The organism is Nonomuraea sp. NPDC003727, from assembly GCF_053586935.1.
The window spans coordinates 199,108-216,835 of the sequence record NZ_JBSFNE010000004.1; the positions used below are offsets into that span (position 1 = coordinate 199,108).

12 protein-coding genes are annotated in these 17,728 nt (G+C 71.9%); 9 read left to right on the plus strand and 3 right to left on the minus strand.

The window, feature by feature from the left end:
• Window positions 1–24: 24 nt before the first annotated feature.
• Window positions 25–2,265 carry a heavy metal translocating P-type ATPase gene (locus tag ACWDLG_RS12550; RefSeq protein WP_354908221.1) on the plus strand — a complete coding sequence of 747 codons (2,241 nt, stop codon included), beginning with the start codon at window positions 25–27 and terminating at the stop codon, window positions 2,263–2,265.
• A gap of 138 nt (window positions 2,266–2,403) precedes the next feature.
• On the opposite strand, the gene ACWDLG_RS12555 is transcribed toward ACWDLG_RS12550, so the two are convergent.
• Both ACWDLG_RS12555 and ACWDLG_RS12560 read right to left on the minus strand, forming a co-directional pair.
• Complete coding sequence (locus ACWDLG_RS12555) at window positions 2,404–3,375, minus strand: C40 family peptidase (RefSeq protein ID WP_449919035.1); 972 nt, start codon at window positions 3,373–3,375, stop codon at window positions 2,404–2,406.
• 307 nt (window positions 3,376–3,682) lie between these two features.
• Window positions 3,683–3,892 (minus strand): heavy-metal-associated domain-containing protein, encoded by a 210-nt coding sequence (locus tag ACWDLG_RS12560; RefSeq protein ID WP_354908224.1) that lies wholly within the window; start codon window positions 3,890–3,892, stop codon window positions 3,683–3,685.
• 151 nt (window positions 3,893–4,043) lie between these two features.
• Between ACWDLG_RS12560 and ACWDLG_RS12565 the strand changes: the two genes are divergently transcribed.
• The 8 genes from ACWDLG_RS12565 to ACWDLG_RS12600 all read left to right on the plus strand — a co-directional run bounded on the left by ACWDLG_RS12565 (window position 4,044) and on the right by ACWDLG_RS12600 (window position 15,979).
• Entirely contained in the window at window positions 4,044–5,210 is a 1,167-nt protein-coding gene (locus tag ACWDLG_RS12565; protein WP_449919038.1) for an NAD(P)/FAD-dependent oxidoreductase, read from the plus strand.
• 127 nt (window positions 5,211–5,337) lie between these two features.
• Window positions 5,338–6,723 carry a serine hydrolase domain-containing protein gene (locus ACWDLG_RS12570; RefSeq protein ID WP_449919041.1) on the plus strand — a complete coding sequence of 462 codons (1,386 nt, stop codon included), beginning with the start codon at window positions 5,338–5,340 and terminating at the stop codon, window positions 6,721–6,723.
• A 280-nt stretch (window positions 6,724–7,003) separates the two neighbouring features.
• A complete protein-coding gene (locus ACWDLG_RS12575; protein WP_449919043.1) occupies window positions 7,004–8,986 on the plus strand; it encodes a dipeptide ABC transporter ATP-binding protein in 1,983 nt (660 codons plus the stop codon).
• Complete coding sequence (locus tag ACWDLG_RS12580) at window positions 8,983–9,933, plus strand: ABC transporter permease (RefSeq protein WP_449919045.1); 951 nt, start codon at window positions 8,983–8,985, stop codon at window positions 9,931–9,933. Before ACWDLG_RS12575 ends, ACWDLG_RS12580 begins: the two co-directional genes overlap by 4 nt.
• A complete protein-coding gene (locus ACWDLG_RS12585; protein WP_449919047.1) occupies window positions 9,930–10,832 on the plus strand; it encodes an ABC transporter permease in 903 nt (300 codons plus the stop codon). Before ACWDLG_RS12580 ends, ACWDLG_RS12585 begins: the two co-directional genes overlap by 4 nt.
• Window positions 10,833–10,947: 115 nt before the next feature.
• Complete coding sequence (locus ACWDLG_RS12590; RefSeq protein WP_449919050.1) at window positions 10,948–12,798, plus strand: ABC transporter substrate-binding protein; 1,851 nt, start codon at window positions 10,948–10,950, stop codon at window positions 12,796–12,798.
• Entirely contained in the window at window positions 12,798–13,919 is a 1,122-nt protein-coding gene (locus ACWDLG_RS12595) for an erythromycin esterase family protein (protein ID WP_449919052.1), read from the plus strand. Before ACWDLG_RS12590 ends, ACWDLG_RS12595 begins: the two co-directional genes overlap by 1 nt.
• Complete coding sequence (locus ACWDLG_RS12600) at window positions 13,916–15,979, plus strand: prolyl oligopeptidase family serine peptidase (RefSeq protein WP_449919054.1); 2,064 nt, start codon at window positions 13,916–13,918, stop codon at window positions 15,977–15,979. Before ACWDLG_RS12595 ends, ACWDLG_RS12600 begins: the two co-directional genes overlap by 4 nt.
• Here ACWDLG_RS12600 and ACWDLG_RS12605 read toward each other — a convergent pair.
• Window positions 15,957–17,636 carry a PucR family transcriptional regulator gene (locus ACWDLG_RS12605; protein ID WP_449919057.1) on the minus strand — a complete coding sequence of 560 codons (1,680 nt, stop codon included), beginning with the start codon at window positions 17,634–17,636 and terminating at the stop codon, window positions 15,957–15,959. The genes ACWDLG_RS12600 and ACWDLG_RS12605 overlap by 23 nt on opposite strands.
• Window positions 17,637–17,728: the final 92 nt, after the last annotated feature.

Sequence of the window (17,728 nt, forward strand, 5' to 3'; positions counted from 1 at the left end):
CAGGACCCTGAGAAAGGAGAGGTGATGTCCTCCCTCACCGACGACAAGCCCCAAGGCTCGGTCGAACTATCGATCGGCGGCATGACCTGCGCGTCCTGCGCCAACCGGATCGAGCGGAAGCTGAACAAGCTCGAGGGCGTGACCGCGACGGTCAACTACGCGACGGAGAAGGCGAAGGTCACCTTTCCTGAGGGAGTGGACCCGCAGGAGCTGATCGCCACGGTGGAGTCGGCGGGCTACACCGCCGCGCTCCCCGCGCCGCCGCGTGCCGAGTCGGCCCCCGAAGCCGAGCCCGAGGACGAGCTGCGTCCGCTGCGCAACCGGCTGTTCACCTCGCTGGCGCTGAGCATCCCGGTGATCGCGATGGCGATGATCCCGCCGCTGCAGTTCACCAACTGGCAGTGGCTGTCGCTGACGCTGGCCGCGCCGGTCGTCGTCTACGCCGGCTGGCCGTTCCACAAGGCCGCGTGGACCAACCTGCGCCACGGCGCGGCGACCATGGACACGCTGGTCTCCCTGGGCACGCTCGCCGCGCTGGGCTGGTCGCTGTGGGCGCTGTTCTTCGGTACGGCCGGCACCCCCGGCATGACCCACCCGTTCGAGTTCACCATCGCCAGGACCGACGGCTCGGGCAACATCTACCTCGAGGCCGCGGCGGGCGTGACGGCGTTCATCCTGGCGGGGCGCTACTTCGAGGCCCGGTCGAAGCGCCGGGCGGGCGCCGCGCTGCGGGCGCTGCTGGAACTGGGCGCCAAGGACGTGGCCGTCCTCCGCGACGGCGTCGAGGTCCGCATCCCCACCGGCCAGTTGGCGGTGGGAGACCGGTTCGTGGTGCGGCCGGGCGAGAAGATCGCCACCGACGGCGTGGTCGAGGAGGGCTCGAGCGCGGTCGACGCCTCCATGCTGACCGGCGAGTCGGTCCCGGTGGAGGTGCGGCCGGGCGACGCGGTCACCGGTGCGACCGTCAACGCGGGTGGTCGCCTGGTCGTGCGCGCCACCCGGATCGGGGCCGACACCCAGCTGGCCCAGATGGCCAAGCTGGTCGAGGACGCGCAGACCGGTAAGGCGCAGGTCCAGCGGCTGGCCGACCGCATCTCGGGCATCTTCGTCCCCATCGTCATCGCCTTGGCCCTGGGCACGCTGGGCTTCTGGCTGGGCACCGGCGGCGGCGCGGGCGCGGCCTTCACCGCCGCGGTCGCGGTGCTGATCATCGCTTGCCCGTGCGCACTGGGTCTGGCCACGCCGACGGCGCTGCTGGTCGGCACGGGCAGGGGCGCGCAGCTCGGCATCCTGATCAAGGGGCCGGAGGTGCTGGAATCCACCCGCAAGGTCGACACCGTGGTGCTGGACAAGACCGGCACCGTCACCGAGGGCAGGATGACGCTGGTCGCCACGCACGTGGCCGACGGCGAGGACGCCGACGAGGTCCTGCGCCTGGCAGGCGCGCTGGAGCACGCCTCCGAGCACCCCATCGCCCAGGCCGTCGCACGCGGCGCCGCCGACAAGGTGGGCAGCCTGCCCACCCCGGAGGACTTCGCCAACATCGAAGGCCTCGGCGTCCAGGGCATCGTCGACGGGCACGCCGTCCTCGTCGGCCGGCCCAAGCTGCTGGCCGAATGGTCCCAGCACCTGCCCGTCGATCTCGAGCGTGCGCTGGAGGCGGCCCAGGCCGCCGGCCGTACGGCGGTCGCGGTCGGCTGGGACGGCAAGGCACGCGCGGTGCTGGAAGTGGCGGACGTGGTCAAGCCCACCTCCGCCGAGGCCATCCGGCAGCTGCGCGCGCTCGGTCTCACCCCGGTGCTGCTCACCGGCGACAACGAGGCGGTCGCCAGGACCGTCGCGGCCGAGGTCGGCATCGACGAGGTGATCGCCGAGGTGCTGCCCAAGGACAAGGTGGACGTCGTCAAGGAACTGCAGGCCGAGGGCCGGACGGTCGCCATGGTGGGCGACGGGGTCAACGACGCCGCCGCCCTCGCCCAGGCCGACCTGGGCCTGGCGATGGGCACCGGCACCGACGCCGCCATCGAGGCCTCCGACCTCACCCTCGTCAGGGGTGACCTGCGGGTGGCCGCCGACGCCATCCGGCTGTCCCGCCGGACGCTCCGCACCATCAAGGGCAACCTGTTCTGGGCCTTCGCCTACAACGTGGCCGCCCTGCCGCTGGCCGCGATGGGGCTGCTGAACCCGATGATCGCCGGTGCCGCGATGGCGTTCTCCAGCGTCTTCGTGGTGAGCAACAGCCTCAGGCTGCGCGGCTTCAAGTAGGGCGGCGGCGAGGAGGAGAAGAACCCCCGACATGGCCGGAGACAATGGCGTCTCCGGCCATGCCGGCGTCCTCAGGCACGACCCTGGGGACACGCGCAGGACAGAGGCGCCTGGCCGCGGCCGCCCGGTGGCGCCGCGTCAAGGACGCACCGCTCCGAGCAGGCGGTTGCGCCAGTAGTCGTCCAGGTCGACGACCTTGACGACGTCCCCGGTCTGGGGCGCGTGGACCATCTTTCCGTTGCCGGCGTACATGCCCATATGGCCCAGGCCCTTGCTGAAGAGGAGATCTCCCGGTTGCAGCTCGTCCAGGGACACCCGGCGATCGGCGCCCCAGCTCCACTGGTCCCAGGTGGTGCGGGGCAGTTCTACTCCCGCCACCCGCCAGCTCGCCTGGGTGAAGCCGGAGCAGTCGTAGGAACCGGGGCCGGTGGCGCCGTATCGATACGGCTTGCCGATCTGCGCGTAGGCGAACTGGAGGGCCAGGCGCGCGTGCCCCGAGGCGGAGCCGGTGTACGTGACGCCCGTGCTGGTGGGGTTGCCCTGTTTGAAGGCGCCCAGTCTGCGCAGGAGCTTGGTCTGGTCGCGGACCAGGCTGTCGACTTTCGCCTTCTCGCCGCGAACGCGGTCACGCGCGGCGTCCGCCTCGGTCAGGGCGGTCTTGGCGGCGACCCGCTGCTCACGCAGCTCCTTCGTGGCCGCCTCGAAGGCGGCCAGCTCCGCTGTGCTGGTCTGTGCCATCTGCTCGATCGAGGCGAGCGATCCCAGCATCGCCTGTGGTTCGCCCTGGACGAAGAGATGCCCCCAGCCGGTCGGGTCGCCGTACTGGTAGCGGTTGACCGCCACCGTGACGAGGCTCTGGCGCAGGGCGTCGACGCGCGCTCCCTTCGCCTTGAGGTCGGCGTTGAGGGAGTCGTACTTCTTCTTGGCCTTCCGGTGCGTCTCCGTGGCCTGGTTGTACTTCTCGACCATCTGATCAGCGCGCTCGTTGAGCTTCACGAGCCGGGCTCGGGCCTCAGGAATGGTGGGCGGTGGCGCGGCGAGGGCGCCTCCCTGTACGGAGATCGGGGCGGCCAGAGCAAGCACGACAGCCGCCGACCTCAACTTCACCACTACGATGCTCCCTCGTACTCGCGTAGCCGTGGCCGAAATGGTACAGAAGTGGCGCAGCCATTTCGCCCGGTTTGCCAGGTTGTCTGAGGGAAGACGGGCATCGATCGCCTACTATCGTGGCTCGTCCATCAGGCTGACATTCGGTCGGGACCCGTGGTGGGCAAGCCGTGAGCACCCCTCCGGTCATCTGTCGCCCACGCGGACCGGCTCCGGCCCTACCGGCGACAGGAGGAAGGGCGCCGGCGCTCGGACATGACAACAGGCCGGCGCGCCGCCTGCGCACCGGCCTGATGGGAGCTTGGTCGAGTCAGCTACCGACGAGCTCGTATCCCGCCTCTTCGACCGCCTCCCTCACCCTGGCCTCGTCGACGGGTCCGTCGGCGGTCACGGTCACCTTGCCGGAGGCAAGCTCGACGTCGACGGCGGACACTCCGGAGACCTTGCCGACCTCGGACTTCACCGTGCCGACGCAGTGTCCGCAGGTCATTCCGGATACAACGAACGTACTGGTGCTCATCGCTTTCACCCTCTCCTTAAATACCCCGGGCGGGTATCGGCATGCTGCACCATATGCGCCCGCGGTCGAAGTCGCAACCCATACCGGGTGAGGGTATATGAGACGAAGATCACATCGTCTGCAGATACCCCCCTTGGGTATGTTGTCGGCCATGAGAAACCTACGAAGAGTTGTCGTCGTCGGCGCCTCCCTCGCGGGGCTCCGCGCGGTCCAGAGTCTCCGGCGAGAAGGATTCGACGGGGACATCACGCTGATCGGCGCGGAGAAGCACACGCCCTACAACCGCCCGCCGCTGTCCAAGAGCGTCCTTCGCGGGGACGACGACGTCTCGTTGCCCGGCGCGGAGGAGCTGGACGACCACTGGCTGCGCGGCCGGCAGGCGGTACGGCTGCGCACCACCGACAAGACGGTCCTTCTCGACGACGGCTCCGAGGTGGGCTACGACGGTCTGGTCATCGCCACAGGCGCGAGACCGCGAAGCGTTCCTGGGCCGCTCGACGGAGTGCACACGCTCCGCACCATCGAGGACGCGCTGGCCCTGCGGGCGGAACTGGAGTCCGGCGCCGAGCATCTGGTGATCATCGGTGGCGGGTTCATCGGGGGAGAAGTCGCCTCAACCGCCCGCGGGCTGGGGGTGAAGGTGACCGTCGTCGACGCGGGGCCGTACCCGATGAGCCGCACTCTGGGGACGGCGACGGGACAGTGGTTGGCGGCGCATCACGAGCGCAACGGCGTCGAGCTGATCTCAGGCGTGCGGGTGTCCGGCGTGCAGGGAACGAAACGGGTGACCGCTGTCACGCTGACGGACGGCAGGAGCATTCCCGCGGACCTCGTGGTGGCCGCGGCGGGCGTGACGCCCAACACCGAGTGGCTGGAGGGCAGCGGACTGGCGCTCGACGACGGCTTGCTCTGCGACGCCACGCTCTTCGCCCGCGGCCATGACGACATCGTGGCGGCCGGCGACGTGGCCCGCTGGCCGCACGAGATGTACGACGGAGAGCTGGTCCGCGTGGAGCACTGGTCCAATGCCAACGACCAGGGCGGGGTGGCCGCCAAGAACCTCCTGGCCGGCCGGCAGGACGCCAGGCCCTATCTCGAGGTGCCGTCCTTCGCCACGCACGTGCACGGCGCCAGGATCCAGACCGCGGGTCTCCCGCACCTGGCGGACGAGGCACAGATCGTCGCGGGATCGCTCGAGGAGGACCGGTTCGCGGTGGCCTTCACCCGGCGGGGCGTGGCGACGGGCGCCGTGGCGGTCAACTCTCCCAAGGACTGGATACGGCTCAAGCGCGAGATCACGGCCTCGGGCGGGCGCTGAAGCCCGGCAGTCTGGAAGACGCTTGGCCGAGCCCACGAACGGGCGGGCCGCCAGTGGTGCGACCTGACGAACACCACCGTGTCCGCCGCCCCTATGCTCCCCCGGAAACGAGCCAGAGGGGAAATCGGTGTCGAAACTGGATGAGATCGCTGCGTGGTTGCGGCACCGGCTGCCGGATCTGCTCGCGGAGAACCAGGTACCAGGGGCGGCGGTGGCGGTCTGCGCCGGCGACGGGACGGCCGACGCCGCGGCCGGGCTGCTCAACACCGTCACGGGCGTCGAGGCCACGGCCGACTCGCTCTTCCAGATCGGCTCGATCACCAAGGTGCTGACCACGACGTTGGCCATGCAACTGGTCGACGAGGGCAGGCTCAACCTCGACGCGCCGGTGCGGGCCTACCTGCCCGGCTTCGTGATCGCCGACGAGCGCGCGGCCGCGCGGATCACCGTACGGCAGCTGATGTGTCACGTCGCGGGCTTCGAAGGCGACATCTTCACCGACACCGGCAAGGGCGACGACTGCCTCGAGAAGTACGTCGACCTCCTGCGCGAGGTGCCGCAGCTGTTCGAGCCCGGGGAGATGTTCTCCTACAACAACGCCGGCTTCTGCGTGCTGGGCCGGATCGTCGAGGTCGTCCGGGGCAGGCCGTTCGACGACTGCATGCGGGCGCACCTGTTCGAGCCCCTGGGCCTGACGCACGCCGCGAACGACCCGTACGACGCGATCCTCCACCGCGCCGCGGTCGGGCACATCGAGCAGGAGCCCGGTGGCCCGCTCGAACCCACCCGCGTCTGGGCGCTGGCCCGATCGAACGCGCCGGCCGGCTCGATGCTGGCGATGCGCGCCCGCGACCTGCTGGCCTTCGCCCGCATGCACCTGGCCGGCGGCCTGGGGCCGGACGGCCGCGCCGTGCTCAGCCAGGAGAGCGTCCGGGCGATGCGGCAGCCGCAGGTCACCCAGCCGGATCTCGACCAGGGCACCGGCTGGGGCCTCGGCTGGGAGCTCTTCCACCGCCCCGACCGGGCGGTCTTCGGCCACGACGGCAACACCATCGGCCAGTCGGCGTTCCTGCGCGTGGTCCCGGAGCGCGACGTGGCGCTGGTGATCCTCACCAACGGCGGCTCACCGAAGCCGGTCTTCCGCGAGCTCGCCGGGCGCGTGCTCGGCGAGCTCGCCGGCGTCGAGCCGGGCGAGGCGCCCCGGCCGGACCCGGCCGCGCCCCCGTTGAACGCCGCCCGCTACGCCGGCACCTACCTGTCGAGCACCTCGCGGACCACGGTGAGCCGGGACGCCGAAGGGCGGCTGTGGCTGGACCGCGTACCCCTTGGCGTCACCGCCGACCTGGACGAGGCGCCGTACCGCACCGAACTGGTCGCCTGGCGCGGCGACTCGGTGCTCCCGACCGAACCCGAGCGGGGCGTCCGCGCGCCGCTCGCCTTCCTCGGGGACGACGGGCAGGGGCGCGCCCTCTACCTGCACACCGGCCGGGCCGACCGGCGCGCGCCGTCCTGAACGCCTGGCTGTTCTGTCCCGCGAGGTTCGGTACGCGACCGGCGGGACAGAACGCCTGGCCGTTCACGATTCCCGCCCCGCCGCGACGGCTCGCGGCGATCAGTTCGTCCCGGTGGACGAACGCGGGCTTCAAGGTTCGAGCCACGTGACGAACACCACCAGGGGGATCGGGTCCCACTATCGTCGAATGGATTGGGAGAGCACTGCCTTGAGCACTGCCTTGAGCACGGCCGATGATTCCACGAAGGCGGATGGCGGCCGCGTGCTGACGATCCGTGACTTGTCGGTCGAGATCCGGCGGGGCGATCGGGTCGTCCGCCCCGTCTCCGGCGTCAGCCTGACGCTCGACCGAGGCGAGACGCTGGGGATCGTCGGCGAGACCGGGTCCGGCAAGTCGATGACCGGTCTGGCGATCATGGGCATGCTGCCGGCCGGCGGCCGGGTCACCGCCGGCTCGATCGACCTGGACGGCAGGGAGCTCGTCGGGCTGCCCGCCGCGCAGTACCGCGCGATCAGGGGCAACGACGTGGCGATGGTCTTCCAGGACTCGATGACCGCGCTGAACCCCACCAAGCGCATCGGCGAGCAGGTCGCCGAGCCGGTTCGGCTGCACCGCGGCGCCTCGAAGCGGGAGGCGCGCGTCCGCGCCGAGGAGATGCTGGCCCTCGTGGGGCTGCCGCGGCCGGCCGAGCGGCTGGACGACTTCCCGCACCAGCTCTCCGGCGGCATGCGGCAGCGCGTGATGATCGCGATGGCGCTGGTCTGCGAGCCCCGGCTCGTCATCGCCGACGAGCCGACCACCGCGCTCGACGTCACCATCCAGGCGGAGATCCTCGACCTCCTCGACGACCTCAGGTCCCGGCTGGGCATGTCGATGATCCTGGTCACCCACGACATGGGGGTGATCGCCCGGCATGCCGACCGCGTCGGGGTGATGTACGCCGGGCGCGTGGCCGAGACCGGGCCGACGCCCGTGCTGTTCGCCCGGACACGGCACCGCTACACCCAGGCGCTGCTCTCCTCGATCCCGTCGCTCACGCAGGACCGCAACGAGGAGCTCTTCAGCATCCCCGGGGCGCCCCCGGACCTGACCGTGGCCCAGGCGGGCTGCCCGTTCGCGCCGCGTTGCGCCGCCGCGACCGACCGGTGCCGCCAGGAGCCCCCGACGCCCGCGACCGAGGCCGACGGCCACGTCTACGCCTGCTGGCACCCCGCCGACGGCCCGGCCGCCAGGGCCCGCGCGCGGCTGGTCGTCCCGGCGCCGGTCGTCACGGAGCCGCGCCTGCGCGTGGTCGACCTCCGGCGCGAGCACCCGGCGGGCAGGGCCGGCCTGTTCGGCGGCCGCCGCACCGTCAAGGCGGTCTCAGGCGTGAGCTTCGAGGTGGCGGCGGGGGAGACCTTCGGGCTCGTCGGCGAGTCGGGCTGCGGCAAGTCCTCCCTGGGCCGCATGCTCGTGGCTCTCGACCGGCCCACCTCCGGTGAGGTGATCTTCGACGGCGAACCGGTCACCCGGATGAGCGCCCGGACGCTGGGGCCCCGCCGTACCCAGTTGCAGATGATGTTCCAGGACTCCAACGCCTCCCTCGACCCGCGCATGCGCATCGGCACGATCCTGCGCGAACCCCTGGCCATCCAGGGGATCGGCACCCGCGCCCAGCGCACCGCCCGCGCCCGCGAGCTCCTGCGGGACGTGGGCCTGCCGGCGAGCATGCTGGAGCGCTACCCCTACGAGCTGTCCGGCGGGCAGCGGCAGCGGGTGGGCCTGGCCCGCGCGCTCGCCCTGGACCCGAAGGTGCTGGTCGCCGACGAACCGGTCAGCGCCCTGGACGTCTCCATCCGCTCGCAGGTCCTCAACCTGATGCGCCGCATCCAGCTCGAACGCGGGCTCAGCAGCGTGGTGATCTCGCACGACCTCGCGGTGGTGCGGTACCTGGCCGACCGCGTCGGCGTCATGTACCTGGGCAAGCTGGTCGAGACCGGCACCACCGAGGAGGTGTACGGCTCAGCCGCGCACCCCTACACCGCGGGGCTGCTGGCCGCGATCCCTGAGGCCGACCCCGATGCGCCGCGACCCCCTGCGGCCGCGAGGGTGCGCGGCGAGCTGCCAAGCCCCATCGACCCGCCCAGCGGCTGCCGGTTCCGCACCCGGTGCGCCCTGGCGACCGAGTTGTGCGCCCAGAAGGAGCCCCCCTTGACACCGGTCACCGGCACCCACCACGTCGCCTGCCACCACCCACTGCGCCGAGCGGAGTCTCGCTCATGACCTGGTACGTGCTCCGCCGCCTGGCGGTCTCGCTCCTCGTCCTGCTCGGGATCTCCGCGGTCGTCTTCCTCATGCTGCACCTGGTGTCGGACAGCCCGGGACGTGTCGTCCTCGGGCAGCGCGCCTCGCCGGAGGCCGTGGCGGCCTTCAACCGGGAGCACGGCTTCGACCGCCCGGTCGTCGTGCAGTACATCAGCTACCTCGGCCAGCTGCTCCAGGGCGACCTGGGCCGGTCGTACAAGCTGAACGAGAACGTGGGCGCGCTGCTGGCGCGGAACGCCGGCCGCAGCGCGATGCTGTCGCTGGCCGGGCTGGTGCTGGCGCTGCTTGTCGCGGTCCCGCTCGGCATCCTGCAGGCGGTCCGGCGCAACAGCCTCGTCGACCGGGTCGCCACCGCGGCGTCGTACGTGCTCTACGCGACGCCGTCGTTCCTGCTCGGGCTGCTGCTGATCGCCGTCTTCAGCCAGACGATCCCGATCTTCCCGGCGGAGGCGTCGCAGTCGCACTCGCCGTGGGTCGTCTTCACCGATCCGCGGGCGATGGCGCTGCCGGTCATCACCCTCGCGGTCACCAGCGTCGCGATCTTCGCGCAGTACCAGCGTTCCGCCGCCCTCGACCAGCTCGGCCAGGACTACGTGCGAGTCGCGCGCGCCAAGGGCCTGCCCGAGCGGCTGATCCTCACCCGCCACCTGCTGCGCAACGCCTGCCTGCCGCTGGTCATGCTGGTCGGCACGCTCGTCCCCACGCTGCTGGCGGGCAACCTGATCGTCGAGTCGCTCTTCAACTATCCCGGCCTGGGCCTGCTGTTCCTCAACAGCCTGCAGCGCGAGGACTACCCGGTGCTCCTGGCCTACACCCTCATCGGCGGCGTCCTGACCGTGGCCGGCAACTTCATCGCCGACGTCGCGGTGGCGGCCGCCGACCGCCGAATCGAGCTGAGCGCATGACCGCACCAGACCTGACCGCCGTTCCATCCCCCGAGGCCGAGACGTCGGCGGACAGGAACCGGGTCTCGACCCGGTCGGTCCTGCGCGGGCTGCGCCGGCATCCGCTCGGCCTGGCCGGCGGGCTGCTCCTGCTGCTCATCGCCGGGTTCTGCTTCCTCGGGCCGCTGTTCTACCAGACCAACCAGACCGACGTGGACCTGGTCAACGCGGCGCTGCCGCCCGGCCCCGGCTACCCGCTCGGGACCGACACCAACGGCTTCGACGTACTCGGCCGGCTGATGTCCGGCGGCCAGGTGTCGCTGCAGATCGGGCTGCTGTCCGCGCTTGTCGCCACCACGATCGGCACCGTCTACGGGGCCGTGGCGGGGCTGGCAGGGGGCGTGGTCGACGGGTTCATGATGCGGCTGGTCGACGTCATGTTGTCGATCCCGTTCCTGTTCTTCGTGCTCATCCTGTCGGCCCGCTTCCACGCCGACGCGCTGTCGCTGAGCCTCGTCATCGGCGGATTCTCCTGGCTCGTCTCCGCCCGGCTGGTGCGCGGCGAGGTGCTGACCCTGCGGGTGAGGGAGTTCGTGCTGGCCGCCAAGCTGATGGGCGCCTCCCGCCGGCGGACCATCCTCACCCACCTGATCCCGAACGCGCTCGGCGTCATCATCGTCACCATCACCTTCCAGGTCGCCGACGCCGTCCTGGTCGTGGCCGCCCTGGGCTTCCTGGGCTTCGGCCTGACCTACCCCACCGCCGACTGGGGCAGCCAGCTGGCCAGCGGCGTCACCTTCATCTCCGCCGACTACTGGTGGCTGGTCTATCCGGTCGGCGGCTGCATCGTCCTCACCGTGCTGGCGCTCAACCTGCTCGCCGACGCGCTCCGCGACGCGGTCGGGCGCCGGGCCGACTGATGACCTGTTCGCCAGGACGGAGGCGGGCGCGCGGAATTGTCCGCACCGCCGAACACGGGCCGAAGCCGCCGGTGCATCGTCAACGCACCCCGCACACTTCTCCAGGGAGCCATCAATGAAGCACCGAGGCCGCCTCTCCGTGGCAGCCGTCGCCGCCGTCGCCGTGCTGGCCACAGCGTGCAGCGGCGGCGGTGGGAACACGACGAAGGACATCGCCGGCAGCTACACCGCCAAGCCCGTGCAGACCGGCACCCCCAAGCAGGGTGGGACCGCCACGGTCGCGCTGACCCCCGGGCTCAGCCCCAACTACATCTACCCCTACCCGCCGGCGGCCGCCAACGGGACCGTCATCGCCCGCGGCCAGCTGTGGCGCTCCCTCTACCGTCCCAGCGGCGAGGGCGACCAGGTCGCCGACGCCGAGCTGAGCCTGGCCGAGCCGCCCGTCTACAGTCCGGACCGCAAGACCGTGACCATCAAGATGAAGGACTACAAGTGGTCCACCGGCAAGCCGGTCACGGCCGACGACGTCGTCTTCTCCCTGGCCCTGCTCAAGGCGGCGCTCAAGGAGAGCCCGGCCAACTGGAGCTTCTACACCCCCGGACAGTTCCCCGACGGCGTGAGCGCCGAGGCCGCCGCGCCTGACACGCTCACCCTCGAGCTGGAGACCGCGTACAACCCGTCGTACCTGCTGTCCATGCTGACGCTGCTGTACGTGCTGCCCTCCACCGAGTGGAACATCGCCGCCACCGGCGGCCCGCACCTCGACTACAGGCAGCCGAAGAACGCCAAGGCGATCTACAAGTACCTCACCAAGGAGTCGGAGTCGCAGGCCACCTTCGCCGGCAACCCGCTCTGGCAGGTCGTCAACGGCCCCTACCGGCTCAAGAGCTTCGACCCGACGACCGGCTCGTTCTCCCTGGCGCGCAACGAGTCCTACAGCGGGCCGGGGGAGTCACGGCTCGACCAGATCGACTTCAAGGCCTTCACCTCCGCCGCCGCCGTGCTCAACCAGTTCAAGGCCGGCAACCTGACCGTCGGCACGCTGGACTCCAGCTTCGCCACCCAGATCGGCCAGCTGAAAGCCAAGGGCTACAACGTGTACGGCGCGCCCGCCCCGGCCCGGTTCGACTCGCTCGTCATCAACTTCGCGAACACCGTCAACAACTTCGACAAGGTCATCGCGCAGCCGTACGTCCGCCAGGCCCTGCAGCGGCTGGTCGACCAGCAGGGCTACATCGCCAGCCGCGGCATCTACAACGGCGCCGCCTCCCCGAACTACAGCACCGCGGGCAACGGATCCCCCTACCCGCCCGCCTTCGGCGACCAGCCGCCCTACCCCTACGACCCGGCCGCCGCCGAGAAGCTGCTCACCGACAACGGCTGGAAGGTGGCGCCGAACGGCGCCACCACCTGCGAGCGTCCCGGAACCGGGCCCGGCCAGTGCGGCGCGGACATCCCGCAGGGGCAGACGATCAGCTTCACCCTGGCCTCGGCCAGCTCCCCGGCCTTCGTCGGCGCGCGTGACGTCGCCTTCGCCTCAGCGGCCAAGAAGCTCGGCATAGAGGTCAAGATCGTGACCAAGTCGCTCAACTACATGTACGCCAACTACGGCAACACCTTCGCCCCCGCCACCAAGAACGAGTGGGCGATGCAGGATTACGGCCCCCTCTACCTGGCGGCCGGCTACCCGAGCAGCAACACGGTGTTCAACACCGAGGGCAGCTTCAATCTGGGCAGCTACAAGAACGCCGAGGTGGACAAGCTGATCGGCGCCTCGACCTTCGGGGCGGACCAGAAGGCGCTGTCGGCAGAGGTGACCAGCCTCGCCCAGGACCTGCCGGTGCTCTTCCTGCCGACCCCGCACACGCTGGTGGTGTGGAAGAACACCCTGTCGGGCCCGCAGTCGTCGTTCAACGCCCTGATCAGCTTCCTGTACACGCCGGAACTATGGTACTTCCACAGCTAGTGCGAGACCTGGCCGGCGACGCCAGGGTGGTGGCCCTCGGCGAGGGCGCGCACAACATCACGGAGTTCTACGAGCTCAAGGACGAGCTGTTCCGCCTGCTCGTGGAGGAGCACGGGTTCACCGCCTTCGTGATGGAGTCGGGCTTCGCCGAGGGGCTGGCCGTCGACGCGTGGATCCACGGCGGGCCCGGCGAGGTCGGGACGGTCGCCCGCGACGGCATCACCTACCGGTTCGGCGAGTGCGAGCCGATGCGGCGGCAGCTGACCTGGATGCGCGAGTGGAACGCCGCGAACCCGACGAAGGTCAGCTTCTACGGCATGGACCTGCCCGGCTCCTCCACCTCACCCGGACCGGCGGTGCGCGCCTGCCTCGACCGGCTGCCGGAGCTGCCCGGCGACAAGGAGCTCCGTCGCCTCAGCGACCTGGGCGGCCGGACCGAGGCGGCGATCCGCTACCAGGCCATGCCGGCCGCCGAGCGGACCCGGCTGCTCGACGGCCTCCGCGACCTGGTGGAGCGTACGGCGGCGCACGACGACGGGGTCGTGCGCCGGTGCGGGGCCTCGATCGGGGCCTTTCTCGCCGAGCTGGACGGGCCGGACGCCGGGCCGTACCCGCGCGACGTGTTCATGGCCGACACCGTGCGCTGGATCCTGGAGCGCGAGGAGCGGGTCGTCGTGAGCGCGCACAACGCGCATGTCAGGCGCACGCCGCTGCACGGCCGGCCGATGCTCGGCGGCCTGCTCGGCGATGATCCCGTCGTCATCGGGATGACGTACGGCTCCGGCCCCGAGGTGCGCTTCACCCAGCGCTCGCCGCGCCCGTTCGACTGCGACGTCTCCCTCCACGACCGCATCCTGCCGCCGAACGCCATCGAGTCGCGGCTGGAGCGCCTCGGCCCGGCCGTCACCGCCGTCGACCTGCGCCACGAGCCGGCCGGGCTGTTCGAAGGGGTGGACGGCACGCTGGCCGCCGGCGGCCTCGACCCCGTCGACGACTTCCCTGCCGCCTACGACGCGCTCATCCACGTCCGCCGGGTGACCCGGGTCCCCGGCGCGTTCGAGCGGCTCCGCGCGGAGTTCGAGACCGGAGCCCAGTCCCCACACGAGCCGGAGTCACCGTGACCGCTTCCTACCCGCCCGCCCGCACCGTCGAGGTCTTCGAGGACGTCGCCGGCGTGCGCGTGCCCGACCCCTACCGCTGGCTGGAGAAGGAGACCGAGGAGGTGCGGCAGTGGCAGCGGCGGCAGGCCGAGCTCGCCACCGCCGCCGTCTACGCCGGCCAGGACCCGGAGGCCGTCCGCGACCTGATCCGCGCCTACGACGCCGGCTCCCGCCCGGCCCTGCCGAAGTACGCCTCCGGCCGCTGGTTCCGCGTCGCGGCTCAGCCAGGAAGCTCGGCGCCCGCGGTGGTCGTCGCGGACACGCCCTTGGGAGACGGGCGGACAGTCGTCGACCTGGCCGGATCCGGCGAGGGCGAGCACCCGCCGGTCGTGTCCTGGCTGGCGCCCGCGCCCGACGGCCGCGTCCTGGCGCTCGGCCTGTGCACCGACGGCAGCGAGCACAACACCATCCGCCTCGTCGACGTCGCCTCCGGGCGGCAGCTCGACGGCGCGCCCGAGCAGGTCCTGCACAGCGCATGGGCGGGCGGCGTCTCGTGGCTGCCGGACAGCACGGGCTTCTACTTCTTCGCGCTCACCGGTACGCCGGAGGAGTTCCGGCAGGCGGTCTTCCTCCACCGGCTCGGCGGCGCGACCGAACCGGAGCCGATCCCGGTCGGCGAGGGCTCCCGCGAGTACACGCTCGTCCAGATGTCGACCGGCAGCCGCTGGGCCGTCGCCGCCCACCGGGTGGGCAGCCCCGTCCCGGTCGCGGTGCGCGACATGTCCGGCCCCGACACGGCCTGGCGGCCCTTCGTCACCGGCTGCACGGGGACGATCGCCGGGCACATCGTGGGCGACCGCTACATCGCGGTCACCGACGTCGGCGCCCCGCGCGGCAGGGTGGTCGCCATCCCGCTCGACGCGGCCGACCCCGGCGACCCGGCCGGGTGGACCGAGCTCGTCCCGGAGGGTGACACGGTGCTGCGCTCCCTCACCCCGGTCGGCGAGCACCTCTACCTCAGCGAGTTCGACCGGACCTTCGCCAGGGTGCGCATCCTCGACCGCTCAGGAGCCGTCACCGGCGAGGTCCCCCTGCCCGGCAGGGGCGCGCTCGCCGCGCCCTTCTTCCCGCTGACCGCCCTGGCCACCGGCACGCCCGCGGCCGACTTCGTCTTCGCCTTCTCCACCCTCACCAGCTCGTGGGGCGTCTACCGGCACCGGCCCGGCGAGAGGGAACCGGAGACGCTGACGCCCCCCGCGGTCGTCCTCGACGCCGTGCTGGAGGAGGGCGAGGCCCTCGCACCGGACGGCGTCGCCGTGCCGTACCACGTGGTGCGCGGCGCCGCCGGTGCGCCGGCGCCGGTGCTGATCTCCGCGTACGGCGCGGCCAACGTGCCGCTCCTGCCGCAGTACCAGCCCGACCTGGCCGCCTTCGTCGCCGCCGGAGGCGTGCTGGTCCAGGCGTACCTGCGCGGTGGCGGCGAGTTCGGCCGCGACTGGTACCTGGCCGCGCACCGGGAACGCAAGCACGTCCGCGACGCCGACCTCGTCGCGGTCGCCGAGCACCTCCTCGCCACCGGCCTGACCACCTCCGACCGGCTCGCGCTGACCGGCGGCTCCGACGGCGGCCTCATGTGCGGGATCGCCGTCACCCGGCGGCCTGAGCTGTGGCGTGCGGTCCTGCCGAGGGCCCCGCTGCTCGACCTCATCGGCGGCACCCGCGACCCCTACCTCGACTTCGTCATCCGCAAGGCGTGGGCGGACCCGGACGACCCCGCCGAGGTGCGGCGGCTGCTCGGGCTCTCGCCGTACCAGCTGGTCGAGCCCGGCGTCTTCCCGGCGGTCTACCTGCAGGCCGGGGCGACCGACCCACGGTGCAGGCCCTGGCACGCGCGCAAGTTCGCCGCGCGCCTGCAGGCCGCGCAGCAAGGGGTGGCGCCGATCCTGCTGCACGTCTTCGAGGACGCCGGCCACGGCGCGGCGACCGCCCACGACGTCGCCGTCGCGCAGGACGCCGAATGGCTGGCGTTCCTGATCGGCACGCTCGGCCTGCGCGGCGTCAGCCGTCCGGGGCAGACCTGATCGACATCAGGCGCAGCTGCAGCATGGCCGACAGCCGCGCGCCCGGGTCTCCGAGGTCGAGCCGGCCGACCTCGGCGGCCCGGCGCAGCCGGTAGCGGAAGGTGTTGGGGTGCACGTACATCGCGGCCGAGGCCACCGCGACGTCGCCGAAAGCGTCGAGCCAGGCCCGGAGCGTCGCGACCAGGCTGGTCTGGTGCTCCTTGTCGTAGGCGACGATGCGTGCGACGGCCCCGCTGGGGATGTCGCCGCGCGGGACGAGGTCGGCGAGCTCGATCAGGAGTGCCTCGACGTGCACGTCGTCCAGGCGGGCCACCTGCTGCCCACCGACCCCCGAGCGCAGGACGCGCAGGGCGCGCTCGGCCCCCGACCGTGACCGGGCGAGCGCCGAGCTGTCAGCGGCGAGCGGCCCGACCCCGATCAGCGGGCGCAGCCGCGAGCCGACGCGGGCCAGGAACTCGGCGGCGATCCACACCGCGCGCTCCTCGGTGTCCTCGCGGTTCTGCTCCCTGCTCTGCGGCAGGGGCAGCACGCCGAAGGCGACGTCGCCGATGAGCGCCGCGGCGGCCCGCGGGTGCGCCGCGGACAGGTGCATGGCGAAGGCGTCGGCCAGCCGCTTGCGCTCGGTGGCCAACTGGGCGGGCAGCGGGTGCTCGGCCGCCGAGCCGACGACGGTCAGCGCGAGGACGACCGCGGGCTCGTCCTTCAGTCCGAGGCGGCGGACCGCCTCCAGCGCCCCCGGCCCGCTCTCCAGGGCGGTGCTCAGCAGCTCGGTCCGCAGCCGCCGCTCCATGTCGGCGTCGGCGCGCTGCCACACCATGTGCATGGCGACCAGCTTGGACGCCTCGTACAGCGCCTCGCTGCGCTCCTCGTCCAACGGTTCGGGGACGACCACCCAGATCGTGCCGAGGATCTCGTCCCCGGCCCGCACCGCGATCGCCGCCCGGGGCAGCTCCGGCGGCAGCGCCGGGTCGACCGGCTCGGGCAGGGGCGCCACGTAGACGGGCCGGTCGCTGCGGTAGATCGCCTGGAACACCCCGCGCTCCTCCAGGATGCGCGTGTAGTGCTCAGGGACCTGGCGGCCCAGAATCGTCTGGACCCGCGAGTGGTCGGCTTCCTCCTGTCTGCTGGAGAAGGCCAGCAGCCGGGAGTTGCGGTCCTCGATGGTGACGGGCGCGTCGAGCAGCGCGGCGATGGCATTGGCGACCGCGAACAGGTCGCCGGAACTGATCCGGCCGACCGTGTGCGCGTCCGCGCCGTCCAGCCCGCCGCCCTCGGCGGTCAGCGACCGGAGCATCCCCGCCAGGTGCGTCCATGACGCGCCGCGCGCGAAGGACAGGACCGTCACCCCCGCCTCGCGCGCCGCCGCGACCAGATCGTCGTCGGGCACGACCGGCGCGCGGACCACGAGGCCGACGGCGTCGTGCCGGCCGAGCTGGGTCACCACCCGGGCGAGGTCGGCCGGGTCGTGCAGGCCGACGCCGAACACCAGCGCGCGGCTCGGCAGCTCGGGCTCGTCGAGCGGGTCGTAGATGACGACGCCGCCGACATCGCCGGCCTGCTCGACATCGCCGCAGACGACGTCGAGCAGGGTAGAACCGAGTTCCTCCAGAACGCGGGCGAGGCTGGCTCGCGGGAGGCTGGTCACGGGGACAAGCACGCGCCCGAAGCTAGCGCAGCGCGGGCGGGTCGGCGTTCGTTCTGCATGACCAAAGGATGCTATCCGGTTCGTCGGGCCGGACCGGGCTCAGG

Bases quoted from the DNA above. Each gene is read 5' to 3' on its own strand.
- ACWDLG_RS12585 (WP_449919047.1), top strand. From the start codon at position 9,930: ATGACCGCACCAGACCTGACCGCCGTTCCATCCCCCGAGGCCGAGACG.
- ACWDLG_RS12550 (WP_354908221.1), top strand. From the start codon at position 25: ATGTCCTCCCTCACCGACGACAAGCCCCAAGGCTCGGTCGAACTATCG.
- ACWDLG_RS12580 (WP_449919045.1), top strand. From the start codon at position 8,983: ATGACCTGGTACGTGCTCCGCCGCCTGGCGGTCTCGCTCCTCGTCCTG.
- ACWDLG_RS12565 (WP_449919038.1), top strand. From the start codon at position 4,044: ATGAGAAACCTACGAAGAGTTGTCGTCGTCGGCGCCTCCCTCGCGGGG.
- ACWDLG_RS12560 (WP_354908224.1), bottom strand. From the start codon at position 3,892: ATGAGCACCAGTACGTTCGTTGTATCCGGAATGACCTGCGGACACTGC.
- ACWDLG_RS12590 (WP_449919050.1), top strand. From the start codon at position 10,948: ATGAAGCACCGAGGCCGCCTCTCCGTGGCAGCCGTCGCCGCCGTCGCC.